This is a genomic window from Streptomyces sp. NBC_00016 (assembly GCF_045040885.1).
Lineage (GTDB): Bacteria > Actinomycetota > Actinomycetes > Streptomycetales > Streptomycetaceae > Streptomyces > Streptomyces coriariae.
Genome location: NZ_CP108304.1, coordinates 4,154,640 through 4,169,947, shown reverse-complemented (window position 1 = coordinate 4,169,947; position 15,308 = coordinate 4,154,640). Strand labels below are relative to the sequence as shown.

General features: G+C 73.7%; 16 protein-coding genes. 11 read left to right on the top strand and 5 right to left on the bottom strand.

The genetic code is table 11. The annotated features are described in order from the left end of the window. Positions 1-30 precede the first annotated feature (30 nt). Together OG933_RS18285 and OG933_RS18280 are read right to left on the bottom strand one after the other, a co-directional pair. Complete coding sequence (locus OG933_RS18285) at positions 31-1,785, bottom strand: M16 family metallopeptidase (RefSeq protein WP_405627866.1); 1,755 nt, start codon at positions 1,783-1,785, stop codon at positions 31-33. After that, positions 1,782-2,771 (bottom strand): hypothetical protein, encoded by a 990-nt coding sequence (locus tag OG933_RS18280; RefSeq protein ID WP_362517840.1) that lies wholly within the window; start codon positions 2,769-2,771, stop codon positions 1,782-1,784. Before OG933_RS18280 ends, OG933_RS18285 begins: the two co-directional genes overlap by 4 nt. A gap of 145 nt (positions 2,772-2,916) precedes the next feature. On the opposite strand from OG933_RS18280, the gene OG933_RS18275 reads away from it, so the two are divergent. The 6 genes from OG933_RS18275 to tsaE all read left to right on the top strand — a co-directional run bounded on the left by OG933_RS18275 (position 2,917) and on the right by tsaE (position 8,837). Further along, the gene (locus tag OG933_RS18275; RefSeq protein ID WP_020132181.1) at positions 2,917-3,288 is read left to right on the top strand and encodes a holo-ACP synthase; all 372 of its coding nucleotides are present in this window, start codon (positions 2,917-2,919) and stop codon (positions 3,286-3,288) included. A 107-nt stretch (positions 3,289-3,395) separates the two neighbouring features. Continuing rightward, positions 3,396-4,835, top strand: a complete 1,440-nt coding sequence (locus tag OG933_RS18270; protein ID WP_362517837.1) for an NAD(P)H-hydrate dehydratase — start codon at positions 3,396-3,398, stop codon at positions 4,833-4,835. Positions 4,836-5,126: 291 nt separating this feature from the next. Further along, on the top strand, positions 5,127-5,819 hold the full coding sequence (locus tag OG933_RS18265) for a L,D-transpeptidase family protein (RefSeq protein ID WP_405627864.1): 693 nt from the start codon (positions 5,127-5,129) through the stop codon (positions 5,817-5,819). Between the two features lie 34 nt (positions 5,820-5,853). Further along, entirely contained in the window at positions 5,854-7,017 is a 1,164-nt protein-coding gene (gene alr, locus OG933_RS18260) for an alanine racemase (protein WP_362517831.1), read from the top strand. A gap of 55 nt (positions 7,018-7,072) precedes the next feature. After that, a complete protein-coding gene (locus OG933_RS18255; protein WP_362517828.1) occupies positions 7,073-8,326 on the top strand; it encodes an alpha/beta hydrolase in 1,254 nt (417 codons plus the stop codon). Beyond that, a complete protein-coding gene (gene tsaE / locus OG933_RS18250; protein WP_362517825.1) occupies positions 8,292-8,837 on the top strand; it encodes a tRNA (adenosine(37)-N6)-threonylcarbamoyltransferase complex ATPase subunit type 1 TsaE in 546 nt (181 codons plus the stop codon). The genes OG933_RS18255 and tsaE overlap by 35 nt, the downstream gene beginning before the upstream one ends. Positions 8,838-8,909: 72 nt before the next feature. On the opposite strand, the gene OG933_RS18245 is transcribed toward tsaE, so the two are convergent. Together OG933_RS18245 and OG933_RS18240 are read right to left on the bottom strand one after the other, a co-directional pair. Next, positions 8,910-9,080: a hypothetical protein gene (locus OG933_RS18245; protein WP_362268704.1), complete on the bottom strand. Its 171-nt coding sequence runs from the start codon at positions 9,078-9,080 to the stop codon at positions 8,910-8,912. A 161-nt stretch (positions 9,081-9,241) separates the two neighbouring features. Further along, the gene (locus tag OG933_RS18240; RefSeq protein WP_362517822.1) at positions 9,242-9,793 is read right to left on the bottom strand and encodes a hypothetical protein; all 552 of its coding nucleotides are present in this window, start codon (positions 9,791-9,793) and stop codon (positions 9,242-9,244) included. Positions 9,794-9,904: 111 nt separating this feature from the next. Between OG933_RS18240 and tsaB the strand changes: the two genes are divergently transcribed. Genes tsaB through OG933_RS18215 form a run of 5 tightly spaced genes read left to right on the top strand, consistent with a single transcriptional unit; the run spans position 9,905 to position 12,824 of the window. Then, a complete protein-coding gene (tsaB, locus tag OG933_RS18235) occupies positions 9,905-10,558 on the top strand; it encodes a tRNA (adenosine(37)-N6)-threonylcarbamoyltransferase complex dimerization subunit type 1 TsaB (RefSeq protein ID WP_405627861.1) in 654 nt (217 codons plus the stop codon). 41 nt (positions 10,559-10,599) lie between these two features. Further along, positions 10,600-11,106: a ribosomal protein S18-alanine N-acetyltransferase gene (gene rimI / locus OG933_RS18230; RefSeq protein WP_362518341.1), complete on the top strand. Its 507-nt coding sequence runs from the start codon at positions 10,600-10,602 to the stop codon at positions 11,104-11,106. Then, positions 11,099-12,202, top strand: a complete 1,104-nt coding sequence (gene tsaD, locus OG933_RS18225; protein ID WP_362517819.1) for a tRNA (adenosine(37)-N6)-threonylcarbamoyltransferase complex transferase subunit TsaD — start codon at positions 11,099-11,101, stop codon at positions 12,200-12,202. Before rimI ends, tsaD begins: the two co-directional genes overlap by 8 nt. After that, entirely contained in the window at positions 12,199-12,459 is a 261-nt protein-coding gene (locus tag OG933_RS18220; protein WP_362517816.1) for a hypothetical protein, read from the top strand. Before tsaD ends, OG933_RS18220 begins: the two co-directional genes overlap by 4 nt. Then, positions 12,456-12,824, top strand: coding sequence for a hypothetical protein (locus tag OG933_RS18215; RefSeq protein WP_405627860.1), 369 nt, complete (start codon positions 12,456-12,458; stop codon positions 12,822-12,824). Before OG933_RS18220 ends, OG933_RS18215 begins: the two co-directional genes overlap by 4 nt. Before the next feature lie 78 nt (positions 12,825-12,902). Here OG933_RS18215 and OG933_RS18210 read toward each other — a convergent pair whose 3' ends face one another. After that, positions 12,903-15,206, bottom strand: a complete 2,304-nt coding sequence (locus OG933_RS18210; RefSeq protein ID WP_405627858.1) for a glycoside hydrolase family 3 N-terminal domain-containing protein — start codon at positions 15,204-15,206, stop codon at positions 12,903-12,905. Positions 15,207-15,308 lie beyond the last annotated feature (102 nt).

The window sequence follows — 15,308 nt, the reverse complement described above, 5'->3', positions numbered from 1 at the left end:
TGCGACGGCCCCCGCCCCCAGGGGCGCTTGTCAGCTCCGGACGCGTTGTCTTCTGGCCGCGTAGACCTTCCAGGTGGCGAAGGCGAGGGGGAGTTCCAGGATCCAGATGCCGACCACCGCGTCCCACTCCGGGGCGGTCGCCGAGGACTCGTCGGCGGTGATGATCCCGCACAGCAGGCCCCATGCCGCCGCGAGCAGGCCGACCAGCCAGAGGGCGATGGTCCAGCCCACCGTGGAGCGGCCGTTGCCGGCGGACCGCGGGCCGGAGGTGCGCTTGCGCGGCTGGGGGATGCGGTCGGGCTCGCGGGCCGGCATCCGTACCACTGCCCCGGCGGGCACGGCCGCGTCCAGCGCGGCGATGCGTTCCGGTGTCACTCCTCGGTACAGGGTGGGCTCCACGGTGACCGAGAAGCCGTCGTGGCCGGTCAGGGTGCGGGCGCCGTCGGGGCGGGCGGTCATCGCCGAGCAGGCGTCGTAGCGGACGGTGACCGGGCCCCTCGGGGTCAGCAGGCTCACCCCCTCGGCGCCGATGACCAGGGTGACCTCCTCGTCCTCCAGGGACTGGTGGCGGGTGCCGGTCACGGCGGCCTGCGAGTGCTGCGGGGCGAGGGTGAGGCCCGCCCAGTCGACCCCTCGGCCCGGTACCTGGAGGAGCGCGTTGTCCCAGGTCTCCCGGGCGACCTCGCGCAGGTCGTCCGTGGTCACCGCGTTCAGCTCGGACCGGTGCTGCTCGGGGGTGAGGATCCGGTGCCCGAGCAGCAGGCTCAGCGCGTACGAGGGGAGCGCGGCCGCCGCGAGGTCGGGGGTGTCGTACATCTTGAGGAGCTTGGCGCGGGCGGAGTCCAGTTCGGACTGCTCGATGCGGCCCGCGCGCAGCCGGGCGAGGGTGTCGACGAAGCCGCCGACGACCGCGTCCTGCTTCTGCGGGAGGGAGTCCGCGTACGCGGTGAGGGTGGCGAAGTCGGCGTCGCGCGGGGTGTAGTCGGCCTCCGCGGAGTAGGAGTAGCCGCCCTCCTGGCGCAGGTCCTGGAAGAGGGCCCGGCCGAGGACGTCCGCGAAGACGCTGGCCGCGGTGGAGCGGCGGAGCACCGAGGTGAGGACGACATGGCCGTCGTCTCCGCTGATGAACGCGGGAGTCCTGGGCAGTGCGCCGGTCGCGGCCGGAGCGGGGAAGCGGGTGCCCTGGGGGAGCGTGAGGTCCAGTCCGTCGGGGACCCGGTCGCTGGTGATCCACAGCACCGCGTTGTCCCTGGTGAAGCGGGTCTCGGCCCAGTGGCGCACCTGGTCCGGGGTCAGGCTCCAGGTACCGAGCTCGTTGTAGCTCGACAGGCCGTAGCCCTGGGCGCCGTACCGCCACAGCGGCATCTGGTGCTGGGGGCCGTTGCCCCGGCCGGCCGCCTCGGTGCGCAGGATCTCCTTCTCGGTCTCCAGCCGCTCCATCGGCAGATCCCGCAGTCCCGCGCACACGCTGTTGAGGTACTTGACGACCTCCTCCTCGCTGCCGGTGACGTGGAAGAGGGTGTACGCGTTCGCCGTCGCGCCGTTGTAGTGCAGATCGGACAGGCCGAGGCGGTGCAGGGCGAGGTGTTCGACGAGGTGGGTGAGGCCGGCGGTGGCCAGGGTCTCGTCGGCGCGGCCCACCCGGAAGAAGAGGCCGGCGGTGATCTCGTTGCCCGAGGCGGGGGCGTAGAGGGTGGGGATGTGCTGGGTGGTGGTGTGCGAGACGAGGCCGGCGAGGGCGTCGAGATCGGCGCGGTCGTCGTGCTCGTGCAGGTCGGTGCTCATCGGTTGCCGCCTCCTCGGGATTCCAGCGCGGCCTTGCGGGACTTGAGGAACGAGGACTTCTTGTCGGGCACGTAGTGCCACGGGGACTCGGTCGCGCGGTCGCCGATGAAGGCGAAGTGCGGGGCCGCGTACTCCCAGTGGTTGCCGAGCGAGAAGGCGAACGCGAACGCGTTGTGCGCGCCGAGCGAGTTCCAGTCGGGCCGGTGGGCCGGGTGCAGCACGGAGACCTGGGCGGCGTTGCGCAGGTCGTCGCGGACCGACAGGCCCCGCATGTAGGCCGCGTCCTCGCCGCTGTCCAGGTCGAGCCAGCGCTCGATGTGCGCGAGGGCGACCAGGGCGCCGGAGTTCGAGCCGTCGGGGGCCGCGGTCGCGCATTCGCGGGCGAAGCCGTGCGCCGCCTCCCAGGAGCCGCTCCACTTCGGGCACAGCTGCTGGAGCAGCTGGACCTGCGCGTGGTACTGGTGCGGGTGGTGGGCGGACAGGCGGTCGTAGCGGCGGCGCGCCTCGGCCTGTCCCAGCTGGAGGCCGCGCGCGGTCATCAGCCGGGCGGTCCAGGCGGGGGCGTACGAGGGGTGCTCGGCGCAGATCTCGATCAGCAGCTGCTCGGCCCTGCGCAGCCAGTCGTGGAACTGGGTGAACTGGTCCCGCGAGACGTGCTGGGCGCGGGCGCCGCTGCGGATGTCCCAGCCGATGTAGACGTACCGCTCGGCCAGCAGCGTGCGCGGCAGCGGGTCGCCGGGCGATTCCGCCGCCGCCCGCTCCAGGAAGTTCTCGACGCCGGGGAGGTCGGCGAGGAGGCCGACGGCGGAGGAGAGCTTGTCGACCGAGTCGAGGCCCGCGAACCAGGCCCGCACCGTCGGCCAGTGTCCGGCCTGCGCGGCGGTGCGCATCGGGATCAGCTCGGGTGTGTTGTCGTACGGGTCGAAGGTCGGTCCCCAACCGCTCGTGGGTCCGCCTCCGGCCGTGCCGTTGGTGGTGCTGGTCATTCCTCCGCCCCCTGGCGTCACTGTCCGCGGCACGCGGGCTGGCCCCCCAGCGCGTGCGGCGGTGAAATCCTGCTTTTCGACTGACGTGATCAAGTCGCCGCAGGCTAGCAGCAGGCTGTGACAGTCCGGCCGTAGGGTGCTCGGCATGAGCATCATCGGGGTCGGTATCGACGTGGCCGAGATCGAGCGGTTCGCGGCGTCAATGGAGCGGACACCCGGGCTGGCCCAGCGGCTCTTCCTGGAGAGCGAGTTGCTGCTGCCGAGCGGGGAGCGGCGGGGTGCCGCCTCGCTGGCGGCCCGGTTCGCCGCGAAGGAGGCTCTCGCCAAGGCGCTGGGGGCGCCGCCCGGGCTGCTGTGGACGGACGCGGAGGTGTACGTCGAGGACAGCGGGCGGCCCCGGCTGCGGGTGCAGGGGAGTGTCGCGGCGCGGGCGGCCGAACTGGGAGTGCGCAGCTGGCATGTGTCGCTGAGTCACGACGCGGGCGTCGCCTCGGCGGTGGTGGTGGCCGAAGGCTGAGCCGGAGGGCGCTCCGCAGGGTGAACCGACGGGCGCACCGCAGGATGGGCTGACGGTGTCCGGTGACGGCGTGCGGTGGCGGGGGAGTCCGGGGGAGACTCGACGGTATGCGTACTGCCTATCGCGTCGAGACCGTCCGTCGTGCCGAGCGGGAGCTGATGGCCCGGGTTCCGGAAGGGGCCCTCATGCAGCGGGCCGCCGCCGGGCTCGCCGCCGCCTGCGCCGACCTGCTGGGGCGGGTGTACGGGCGGCGGGTGGTGCTGCTGGTCGGCAGCGGCGACAACGGGGGTGACGCCCTGTACGCCGGCGCCCGGCTCGCCCGGCGCGGGGCGGGCGTGACCGCGGTGCTGCTCGCGCCCGAGCGGACGCACGCCGCAGGGCTCGCGGCCCTGCGCCGGGCGGGCGGGCACACGGTCGCGCCGGCCGGCGCCGAAGCCGTCGTCCGGCGGGCCGACCTCGTGCTCGACGGCATCGTCGGGATCGGCGGGAAGGGCGGGCTGCGGCCGGACGCGGCCTCGCTGGCCGCGATCGTCGCCGGGGCCCGGGCCGCCGTCGTCGCCGTCGACCTGCCCAGCGGCGTCGACGCCGACACCGGCGAGGTGCACGGGAGCGCGATCCGTGCCGACGTCACCGTCACCTTCGGCACGCACAAGCCGGGGCTGCTCGTCGATCCGGCGCGGGAGTACGCCGGGTCGGTGCGGCTCGTCGACATCGGGCTCGGGGGCGAGTTGCCCGCCGAGCCCGAGCTGGCGGCCCTTCAGCACGCGGACGTGGCCGCCCTGCTGCCCGTGCCCGGCGGAGAGAGCGACAAGTACCGGCGGGGTGTCGTCGGGATCGCCGCCGGGTCCGCCCGGTATCCCGGGGCCGCCGTGCTGGCCGTCGCGGGGGCGCTGCGGGGCGGGGCGGGGGCCGTGCGGTACGTGGGGCCGGCCGGGGACGCGGTCGTCGCGCGGTTCCCCGAGACGCTCGTGTCCGACCAGGGGCCCCGGCAGGCCGGGCGGGTGCAGGCCTGGGTCGTCGGGCCGGGCGCCGGGGACGACGCCAAGACGGTGGCGGAGGTGCTGTCCGCCGAGGTGCCGGTGCTGATCGACGCCGACGGGCTGCGGCTCGCGGACGCCGACGCGGTGCGCGGGCGGACCGCGCCGACGCTGATGACACCGCACGCGGGGGAGGCGGCCGCGCTGCTGGGGGTGGCGCGGGAGGAGGTGGAGGGGGCCCGGCTGCGTTCCGCGCGGGAGCTGGCGGCCCGCTACCGGGCGACCGTCCTGCTGAAGGGGTCGACGACGCTGGTCGCGGACGCGGGTGGTGCGGGGGTGGTGCGGGTGAACGCGACGGGGACGGCGTGGCTGGCCACGGCCGGGAGCGGGGATGTGCTGTCGGGGCTTGCCGGGTCGTTGCTGGCGGCGGGGCTGAGCGCGTTGGACGCGGGGAGCGTGGGGGCCTATCTGCACGGGCTGGCGGGGCGGTTCGCCGCGGACGGGGCGCCGGTGGGGGCGCATGAGGTGGCTGCGGCGGTCGCGGGGGCCTGGCGGGACGTGCGGCGGTAGGGGACAGGGGTTTCTCGCCCCCGCCGCCCCTTCCCTTCCCTGCCCTTCCCTGCCCTTCCCGACCGCCGGGCGGGCCGAGAGTGCCCCCGCTGAAAGGGTGACGCTGCCGCGCGGCAGTCCTGGGGGACGTTCGCGGCGCGCTTGTCTGATCGGATGTTCAGCACACGAACCGTGGCTCTCGTTCTCGCTGCCGTCGCGCTTCTTCCCCTGAGTACGCCTGCTCGCGCCGCTCCTCCTCCGTCACCTCCGTCCTGGGAGATCGACACGCCCGACCAGGTGCTCGCGCCGAGGGTGTACACGCCCACCGCGGCCGAGGACGCCGTCGAACCGCGGGACGCGGTGGAGGGGACGTACGCGCTCGTCGAGTACGTGCCGCTGGACGAGGTGATGACCCGGGTGGCGTGCAGCAAGCGCGTCGGGCCGTACCAGCGGGCGGTCGAGCGGTGGCTGAAGCTGACCGTGGACGGGAAGCAGTCCGCCGCCGACTGCAAGGCGATCCGGGCGTTCCAGCGGCAGCAGGGGATCGAGCCCGCGATCGGGTTCGCCGGGCCCGTCACCTGGGCGCGGATGCAGCTCGTCGCCGCGAGGAAGAACCCCAATGCCAGGAAGAAGTGTCCGGTGCGGACCCACCGGGTCGCCTGCGTCGATCTCGACCGGCAACTGACCTGGGTGCAGAAGGGGACGAAGGTCGTCTTCGGACCCGTGTCGATGCGCAGCGGGCGGGCCGTGCACCCGACCCGCAAGGGGTGGCACACCATCTACTGGCGGCACAAGAACCACGTCTCCACGCTCTACAACGCCCCAATGCCGTATGCGCAGTTCTTCGACGGCGGCCAGGCCTTCCACGCCGTCTACGACAGCATCCACACCACCATCGGCTCCATGGGCTGCGTCAATCTCACCGTCGGTGACGCGCGCAAGCTGTGGAGTGTGCTGAAGAAGGGCGACCGGGTCTACGTGTGGGGGCACCGGCCCGGTACCTAGGGGGCTGTCCGGGCCCTCTGAGACACTGGGCGCGATGAGTGAGACTGCCAAGCCGCCCGCCACCCCGTCGCGCGCCCGTGCCGAGATCGACCTGGCCGCGCTGCGGGCCAACGTGCGTACGTTGCGCGCCAAGGCGCCGGGCGCGGAGTTCATGGCCGTGGTGAAGGCCGACGGGTACGGGCACGGGGCCGCCCCCTGTGCCCGCGCCGCGGTCGCGGCCGGCGCCGGCTGGGTGGGCACCGCCACGCCCGAGGAGGCGCTGGCGCTGCGCGCGGACGGCGGGCTGCCGGCGGACGTCAGGATCATGTGCTGGCTGTGGACGCCGGGTGGCCCCTGGCGGGAGGCGGTCGAGGCCGGACTCGATGTGTCGGTGAGCGGGCTCTGGGCCCTGCGGGAGGTCGTCGAGGGGGCACGGGCCGCCGGGCGGGCCGCCCGCGTGCAGCTCAAGGCCGACACCGGGCTCGGGCGCAACGGCTGCCAGCCCGCCGACTGGCCCGAGCTGGTGGGCGAGGCGCTGCGGGCCGAGGGCGAGGGGCTGCTCCGGGTCACCGGGCTGTGGTCGCACTTCGCCTGCGCCGACGAGCCCGGACATCCCTCCATCGCGCCCCAGCTCGACCGCTTCCACGAGATGGTGGCGTACGCCGAACGGCAGGGCGTGCGGCCCGAGGTGCGGCACATCGCCAACTCCCCGGCCACGCTCACGCTCCCGGAGACCCACCTCGACCTGGTCCGCCCGGGCATCGCGATGTACGGCCTGTCGCCCAGCCCCGAGCTGGGCTCCGCCGCCGACTTCGGGCTGCGCCCGGTGATGACCCTCGCGGCCTCGCTGGCCCTGGTGAAGCACGTCCCGGGCGGCCACGGCGTGAGCTACGGCCACCACTACGTCACCCCGGGCGAGACCACCCTGGGCCTGGTCCCCCTCGGCTATGCGGACGGTGTTCCCCGGCACGCTTCCGGGAGCGGTCCGGTGCTGGTCGCCGGAAAGTGGCGCACCGCGGCCGGCCGGATCGCCATGGACCAGTTCGTCGTCGACCTCGGCGGCGACGAGCCCGGCCCCGGCGCGGAGGCGGTCCTCTTCGGACCGGGCGACCGCGGTGAACCCACGGCACAGGACTGGGCCCAGGCGGCCGGCACCATCGGGTACGAGATCGTCACGCGCATCGGATCGCGCGTACCCCGCGTCTATGTGAACGAGTGACCAGGACGGGTAACCCGCAGTCAGTACACGGGCATCGGCCAAAGAGGAGCGGTACGTGAGCGAGAGCAGCGCGGAGGCGGTGGCGAGCGCCGCCTCGGCGGTCGTTGCCGCCTCCGCCACGGGGGCGGGCGGGGGGTGGCGCCGGGCGACCGGCATCGCCGGCGCCGCGATAGGCGTGATCGCCGCGGGCGCCGCGGCGGGTGTCGCCCTGGAGCGGATGACCGTCGGCCGCGGCATGCGGGCGAAGGCCCGGCTCGCGCTCGACTCGACGGGGCCGTACGGCGGCCTGCGCGGCACTCCCGGCAAGGCGTACGCCGAGGACGGCACCGAGCTGTACTACGAGGTCGACGACGTCGAGCCGCAGGGCGGCCCGGCGAACCGGCGGCGCAGGCTCTTCGGGCGCAAGGCCCCGCTCCCCGTCACCGTGGTCTTCAGCCACGGCTACTGCCTCAACCAGGACTCCTGGCACTTCCAGCGGGCGGCCCTGCGGGGCGTCGTACGGACCGTGCACTGGGACCAGCGCAGTCACGGCCGGTCCGGGCGCGGCACTGCCCAGATACGGGACGGCGAGCCGGTCACCATCGATCAGCTGGGGCGCGACCTGAGGGCCGTGATCGACGCGGCCGTGCCGGAGGGGCCGATCGTGCTCGTCGGGCACTCCATGGGTGGGATGACGGTGATGGCCCTGGCCGCGCTGTACCCCGAGCTGATCCGTGAGCGGGTCGTCGCCACCGCCTTCGTCGGTACGTCGTCGGGGCGGCTCGGCGAGGTCAACTTCGGGCTGCCGGTCGCGGGCGTGAACGCGGTGCGGCGGGTGCTGCCGGGGGTGCTGAAGGCGCTGGGGCAGCAGGCGGCCCTGGTGGAGAAGGGGCGGCGGGCCACCGCCGATCTCTTCGCCGGGATCATCAAGCGGTACTCGTTCGCGTCGCGGGACGTGGATCCTGCGGTGGCGCGGTTCGCCGAGCGGATGATCGAGGGCACGCCGATCGACGTGGTCGCCGAGTTCTATCCGGCGTTCACGGATCATGACAAGACCGAGGCGCTGGCCTGTTTCACCGACATGCCGGTGCTGGTGCTCGCCGGGATCGGGGACCTGGTCACGCCGAGCGAGCACAGCGAGGCGATCGCCGACCTGCTGCCGGACGCCGAGCTGGTCCTCGTCCCCGACGCCGGGCATCTCGTGATGCTGGAACACCCGGAAGTGGTCACCGACCGCCTCGCCGACCTGCTCACCCGCGCGGGTGCCGTGCCCGCAGGAGCTACCGTGAACGGCTATGGAAGCACCAGCAGCAGCGCACAACCCGGCTGAGCCCGGACCTCTCGGAAACCGCGTCGGAAACCGCGTCGAGATCGTCGTCAACTCCCCCGAGCAGATGGGGGAGCTGGGCCGTCGTCTCGCCAAGCTGTTGCGCGCGGGTGATCTCGTGATGCTCAGCGGGGAGCTCGGCGCGGGCAAGACGACGCTCACCCGCGGGCTCGGTGCGGGGCTCGGGATCCGGGGTGCCGTCACCTCCCCGACGTTCGTGATCGCCCGCGTGCACCCCTCCCTCGGGGACGGTCCGCCGCTCGTCCACGTCGACGCGTACCGCCTGGGCGGCGGGCTCGACGAGATGGAGGACCTCGACCTCGACGTGTCGCTGCCCGCGTCGGTGATCGTCGTGGAGTGGGGCGAGGGCAAGGTCGAGGAACTGACCGACGACCGGCTCCAGGTCCTCATCCACCGTGCCGTCGGCGACACCACGGACGAGGTGCGGCACGTGACGGTGACGGGGCTCGGCGAGCGCTGGGCCTCGGCGGACCTCGGCGTGCTGTCGGCCTGATCGAGGTGCGGTCGCCGTGCTCGGCGGGCGGTCGGCCGGACGGGTGTCCGCCGCGGCGGACACCGGTGGGGCTCACGCCGCCCTGGGACGCTCCACCGGCCGCTCGGTGAGTGCCGGGTCCGGCAGCCGCGGCGGCGTCGAGACGGCTTCCGCGGCCGCGCACGAGGCCAGCAGATCACGCATGGACACACCGGCGAGCGTGAACGGCCGCGACGGCCGGCCCTTGGGCTCGGTGACCGACATGGACGCCTCCTGAGGTTCGGGGGCGGGCGTAGTTAGGTAGACCTAACTACGAAGTTGATACCATGTGACCACGCACCGGACATCCGACGCAACATTTTGCCGACGTCTCGTCGGAACGTTCACGGGATGCTCGGGCGCCGCACCCCGGACCCGGGCCACCCCTACGGGATCACGACGACGGCCTGTCCGATCGTCGCGAAGTCCCACATCGCGTCGCCGTCCGCGACGGTCTGCCGGATGCCGCCCGTCTTCACCGTCGGGTCGGGCTCGGGCAGCGAGCCGTCCAGCGCCGCGCTGAAGCCGATCGTCACGTCGTCGGCGGTGGTGAAGCGCACGACGTGCTCGATGGGAGTGCCGTCGGTGCCGGTGATGGCAGCCGCGCGGGAGGTGACGGCGTACGTGCCCGGGAGCGGGTCCACACTGCCGGGGGCGACCTTGAACGTGCGCTTGACCCCGCCGTCCGAACCGACCAGCCAGACCCGGTCGTCGTCCAGCGAGTACACGACCCGCGTGCCGAGGCCGGAGTCGGCCGGCAGCGCGGCGGGGTGGTCCTTGTCCCGGGGCGCCTTCGCCGCCTTCGCGGGGGCGCCGCTGCGCTGCGGCCGGGACAGGTCGACGGGTGCGCTCGCCGACGCCTGGAAGGTGAGGAACGCGACCGTCGCCAGGGCCGCCGCGGTGAGCCCGGCCACGAAAGTCGAGCTGTTGCTTGGCATCGACGACCACCCAGTCTGTCCCGTACGTCACGTTTCGCGGTGACGTTAGCAGTCATCACGCCTCCGACCGGCGCGGCCATGTCCGGGGCACGGGAGCCGTAGGCTGTTTGCGTGCTCTTGCTCGCTCTGGATACCGCCACCCCCGCCGTCACCGTCGCGCTCCACGACGGCACGGACGTCATCGCCTCCTCGAGTCAGGTGGACGCGCGCCGGCACGGCGAGCTGCTGCTGCCGGCCGTCGACCGGCTGCTCGCCGGGGCCGGGCGCAGTCTCGACGCCGTCACCGGGATCGTCGTCGGCGTCGGCCCCGGCCCGTACACCGGGCTGAGAGTCGGTCTGATGACCGCCGACACCTTCGGGCTCGCGCTCGGCGTCCCGGTGCACGGTCTGTGCACCCTCGACGGCCTCGCCTACGCGGCCGACCTCGAAGGCCCCTTCGTCGTGGCGACCGATGCCCGCCGCAAGGAGGTCTACTGGGCGCGTTACGACAACTCCAGGACCCGGGTGTCGGGCCCCGCGGTGGACCGGCCGACCGACATCGCCGACGAGGTGGCCGGGCTGCCGTCCGTCGGCGCGGGCGCGCTGCTGTACCCGGACACCTTCCCCGAAGCGCACGAGCCCGAGCACGTCTCCGCCGCCGCCCTCGCCTCGCTCGCCGCCGAGCGGCTCGTCCGGGGCGAGGAGCTGCCGGCCCCGCGCCCGCTGTACCTGCGCCGGCCGGACGCCCAGGTGCCGAAGAACTACAAGGTGGTCACCCCCAAGTGACCGAAGCCGCCAACCCGACCGGCCGGCCCGTACTGCGGGAGATGCGCTGGTGGGACATCGAACCCGTGCTGGAGCTGGAGAAGGACCTCTTCCCCGAGGACGCCTGGTCACGGGGCATGTTCTGGTCCGACCTGGCCCATGCCCGGGGCCCCGAGGCGACCCGGCGCTATCTCGTCGCGGTCGAGACCACGGCCGAGGGCGAGCGGATCGTCGGGTACGCGGGCCTGGCCGCGGCCGGCGACCTCGCCGACGTCCAGACCATCGCCGTCGCCCGCGGCCACTGGAGCACCGGTCTCGGCGGCCGCCTGCTGACGGAGCTGCTGCGCGCGGCGACCGCCTTCGAGTGCGCCGAGGTCATGCTGGAGTGCCGGATCGACAACGTGCGCGCCCAGAAGCTCTACGAACGCTTCGGCTTCGAGGCCATCGGCTTCCGGCGCGGCTACTACCAGCCGGGGAACGTGGACGCCCTGGTGATGCGGCTGACCGATCCATCGACATCAGTACCGACCCCGGTACAAGGGACACAGGAAACCGAGAACAATGGCTGACGAACCCCTGGTTCTGGGGATCGAGACCTCCTGCGACGAGACCGGCGTGGGCGTCGTGCGCGGCACGACCCTGCTGGCGGACGCGATCGCCTCCAGCGTCGACGAGCACGCCCGCTTCGGCGGGGTCGTGCCGGAGGTGGCCTCCCGGGCCCACCTCGAGGCGATGGTCCCGACCATCGAGCGGGCCCTGAAGGAAGCGGGCGTGAGCCCGAAGGACCTCGACGGCATCGCGGTCACCGCCGGTCCCGGTCTCGCCGGTGCCCTGCTGGTCGGCGTCTCGGCGGCGAAGGCGTACGCCTACGCCCTCGGCAAGCCCCTCTACGGGGTGAACCACCTCGCCTCCCACATCTGCGTGGACCAGCTGGAGCACGGCGCGCTGCCCGAGCCGACGATGGCGCTGCTGGTCTCCGGCGGCCACTCGTCCCTGCTGCTGTCCAGCGACATCACCTCCGACGTCCGTCCGATGGGCGCGACCATCGACGACGCGGCGGGCGAGGCCTTCGACAAGATCGCCCGGGTGCTGAACCTGGGCTTCCCGGGCGGCCCGGTCATCGACCGCTACGCCCGCGAGGGCGACCCCTCGGCGATCGCCTTCCCGCGCGGCCTGACCGGCCCGCGCGACCCGGTGTACGACTTCTCCTTCTCCGGGCTGAAGACGTCGGTCGCCCGTTGGATCGAGGCGAAGCGGGCGGCGGGCGAGGAGGTCCCGGTCCGTGACGTGGCGGCCTCGTTCCAGGAGGCGGTCGTGGACGTCCTGACCCGCAAGGCCGTACGGGCCTGCAAGGACGAGGGTGTCGACCACCTGATGATCGGCGGCGGCGTGGCCGCGAACACCCGGCTGCGGGCCCTGGCCCAGGAGCGCTGCGAGGCCGCCGGTATCCGGCTGCGCGTGCCGCGCCCCAAGCTGTGCACGGACAACGGCGCGATGGTGGCGGCCCTGGGCGCGGAGATGGTGGCCCGGGGACGCGCCGCGTCCGACTGGGACCTGTCGGCGGACTCCTCGCTGCCGGTGACCGACCCCCATGTGCCGGGCCGCCCGCACGACCACGACCACGTCCACGCCCACGAGACCGGCAAGGACAACCTCTACTCATGACGGTCGCGCTGATGTGGGAGGCCCGGGCGGTCAACGGCCGGGGCGATGACCTGCTGGCCTGGGCGCGGGCGCAGGATCTCGCGCCCGCGCCCAGGCGCCGGGAGACCTTCCGCGCCCCGCAGGACCGGGTGCTGGTCATCACCTGGTGGGACGCCGACTACGACGCCGTCCTCCCCGAACTTCCCGACCCCGACGCGGCGTTGGTGAGCCGGGCCGCGCACCGGTGGCGGTTCGAGCCGGTGCCGGACCCGACGTGAGCGGCCGCGGCCCGTCCGCGAGGAGCGGGTGCGCAGGCCCCACCCCGGACGAACCGACCGGCGAACCGTCCTGGTACGGCGTCAGGTGTGTCTTCCGGCACGGCCCCCTGGGCGTCTACGAGGAGCGCATCACCCTGTGGACGGCCCGGTCGGCGGACGAGGCGGTCGAGCGGGCGGAGGCCGAGGCCGCCGAGTACTGCGAGGACCTCGACGGCGTCGAGTACGCGCGGCTCGCCCAGGCCTTCACCCTGTTCGGAACGCCCGGCGACGGCGCCGAGGTGTTCTCCCTCATGCGCGGGAGCACGCTGCCGCCGGGGGAGTACGTGGACCGGTACTTCGCGACGGGGGACGAACGAACGGCGTGAGGCGGCCGCGGCTGCGGTGGCGGCGCTCGGGGGAGTTCACCGCGTCGGTGTCACAGACGGACAGCGCCCGTGAACACGTCAATTTCGCAGGACGTCCGCCTCGCACCGCAGCCGCCGCTCCGCCCCCACCTCGCGCACCGGCCCGGCGAGCCGCACCCGCGCCACCTCCCGCGCCTGCCCGCTGGACGTCCCCAACCGCAGCTCCAGATCCCCGGGTTCGACCACCCGGCGTCCCGCGCGGTCGGTGAACGCCGACAGGTCGGCGTGGAAGCGGAACGTCACCCGGGCCGACCCGCCCGCCGCCAGTTCCAGCCGCTGATAGCCGATCAGCCGTACGTCGGGACGGGTGACGCTCGCCACCGGGTCGTGCAGATACAGCTGCACGACCTCCGCGCCCGCCCGCTCGCCGGTGTTGCGGACCGTGACGGACAGGTCGTACGAGCCGTCCGTGCCGATCTCCGCGTCCGGGCCGGAGAAGTCCTCCCACGCGAACCGCGTGTACGAGCGCCCGTGTCCGAACGGGTACAGCGGGGTCGGGTCCAGGTTGCTGACCTCGCCCGCCAGACCCAGCGGCGGCTGGAGGTAGGTCCAGGGCTGACCGCCCGGCACGCGCGGCACGCTCACCGGGAGGCGGCCCGAGGGGTTCACCCGGCCCGAGAGCACGCCGGCCACCGCCGGACCGCCCTCCTCGCCCGGGAAGAACGCCTGGACGACCGCCCCCAGCCGTCCGTGCCAGCGGCCGAGCGCGTACGGGCGGCCGGTGAGCAGGACCAGGACGACCGGGACACCCGTCGCGACCAGCGCGTCCAGCAGTTCGCCCTGGACGCCGGGCAGGGTCAGGTCGGCCACGTCGCAGCCCTCGCCCGAGGTGCCCCGGCCGAACAGGCCCGCCCGGTCGCCCAGGACGGCCACGCAGACGTCCGCCTCCGCGGCGCGGGCGATGGCCTCGGTGAAGCCGGACGGGTCCGGGTCCGAGACCCCGCACCCTTCCGTGAACGTGACCTTCGCGTCGGGGAGTTCGCCCCGCAGGGACTCCAGCACGGTGGGGATGTCGATGCCCAGGTCCACCTCGGGGTGGTGGGTGAGGACATGGGACGGGAAGGAGTAGCAGCCCAGCATGGCCAGCGCGTCGGCGGCCCGCGGGCCGACCACGGCGACGCGGGTGTCGGGGGCGAGCGGGAGCAGCCCGTCGGGGTTGTCCAGCAGGACCACCGACTCCTCGGCCAGCCGGCGGGCCAGGGCGCGGTTCGTCGCCGGGTCGAGGTCGACCGACTCGGGGCTCGGCGGCTGCCAGTCCTCGTCCAGCAGGCCCAGTTCGCACTTCTGGAGCAGGACGCGGTGGGCGGCCCGGTCCACCAGCTCCTCGGGGAGCTCGCCGGCGCGCACGGCCGCGACCAGGGTCTCGCCGTAGTACTTCACGGTGGGCAGTTCGACATCGATGCCGGCGGCCAGGGCGAGGTGGGCCGCCTGCGCGGGGGTGCCGGCGACCCGGTGCAGGGTCTGGAGGAAGCCGATGCCGAAGTAGTCGGCGACGACCGTGCCGGTGAAGCCCCACTCCTCCCGCAGGAGGCGGGTGAGCAGCTCGGGGTCGGCGGAGGCCGGGACACCGTCGCGTTCCGTGTAGGCCGCCATCACCGAGCGGGCGCCGCCCTCGCGCAGGGCCATCTCGAAGGGCGGCAGGGTCACATCGGCGAACTCCCGGGTGCCCGCCCGCACCGGGGCCAGGTTGCGGGCGCCCGCCGAGGAGGCGTACCCGGCGAAGTGCTTGAGCGTGGCGACGATCCCGGCGGACTCGAGCCCGCGGACATAGGCCGTGCCGACCGTGCCGACCAGGTACGGGTCCTCGCCGATCGTCTCCTCGACCCGTCCCCAGCGCGGGTCGCGGACGACGTCCAGGACGGGGGCGAGGCCCTGGTGGACTCCGACCGCGCGCAGGTCGCGGCCGATCGCCCGGCCCATCTCCTCCACCAGCGGCGGGTCGAAGGCGGCGCCCCAGGCCAGCGGGACCGGGTAGGCGGTGGCCCGCCAGGCGGTGAAGCCGGCCAGGCACTCCTCGTGGGCGACGGCCGGGATGCCGAAGCGGCCGGCCGCGGCGATCCGCCGTTGGGCGAGGGCCAGCGCGCGGGCGCCGAGCGCGGGGTCGACGGGCGCGGTGCCGAAGGACCGGGTCAGCTGGCCGAGCCCCCGGGTGATCAGCTCGTTCCAGTCGTAGTCGGCGGTCATGTCATGCTGATGCGGGGCGACTCCGTCGCCGTCCGTCGCGGCGCCGACCCACACGCCGTACAGCTGGGCGGTCTTCTCCTCCAGGGTCATCCGGGAGAGGAGGTCGTCGACACGGGCGGCGGCGGGCAGGGCGGGGTCACGCCAGGGGGCGGTGGTCATGAAACTCCTGTCAGAGGTCGGTGAGCCACCAGGTGGACAGTCGGTGCGGAGAGCAACTGGTACGAATGTTTCGAGCTGTACTTCGAATGTTCCGGGAACCTA

What these genes read in the sequence shown, in the direction of transcription:
- OG933_RS18285 (WP_405627866.1), bottom strand. Translation starts at nt 1,785, where the DNA reads ATGAGCACCGACCTGCACGAGCACGACGACCGCGCCGATCTCGACGCC.
- OG933_RS18280 (WP_362517840.1), bottom strand. Translation starts at nt 2,771, where the DNA reads ATGACCAGCACCACCAACGGCACGGCCGGAGGCGGACCCACGAGCGGT.
- OG933_RS18275 (WP_020132181.1), top strand. Translation starts at nt 2,917, where the DNA reads ATGAGCATCATCGGGGTCGGTATCGACGTGGCCGAGATCGAGCGGTTC.
- OG933_RS18270 (WP_362517837.1), top strand. Translation starts at nt 3,396, where the DNA reads ATGCGTACTGCCTATCGCGTCGAGACCGTCCGTCGTGCCGAGCGGGAG.
- alr (WP_362517831.1), top strand. Translation starts at nt 5,854, where the DNA reads ATGAGTGAGACTGCCAAGCCGCCCGCCACCCCGTCGCGCGCCCGTGCC.
- tsaE (WP_362517825.1), top strand. Translation starts at nt 8,292, where the DNA reads ATGGAAGCACCAGCAGCAGCGCACAACCCGGCTGAGCCCGGACCTCTC.
- OG933_RS18245 (WP_362268704.1), bottom strand. Translation starts at nt 9,080, where the DNA reads ATGTCGGTCACCGAGCCCAAGGGCCGGCCGTCGCGGCCGTTCACGCTC.
- OG933_RS18240 (WP_362517822.1), bottom strand. Translation starts at nt 9,793, where the DNA reads ATGCCAAGCAACAGCTCGACTTTCGTGGCCGGGCTCACCGCGGCGGCC.
- rimI (WP_362518341.1), top strand. Translation starts at nt 10,600, where the DNA reads ATGCGCTGGTGGGACATCGAACCCGTGCTGGAGCTGGAGAAGGACCTC.
- tsaD (WP_362517819.1), top strand. Translation starts at nt 11,099, where the DNA reads ATGGCTGACGAACCCCTGGTTCTGGGGATCGAGACCTCCTGCGACGAG.
- OG933_RS18220 (WP_362517816.1), top strand. Translation starts at nt 12,199, where the DNA reads ATGACGGTCGCGCTGATGTGGGAGGCCCGGGCGGTCAACGGCCGGGGC.
- OG933_RS18210 (WP_405627858.1), bottom strand. Translation starts at nt 15,206, where the DNA reads ATGACCACCGCCCCCTGGCGTGACCCCGCCCTGCCCGCCGCCGCCCGT.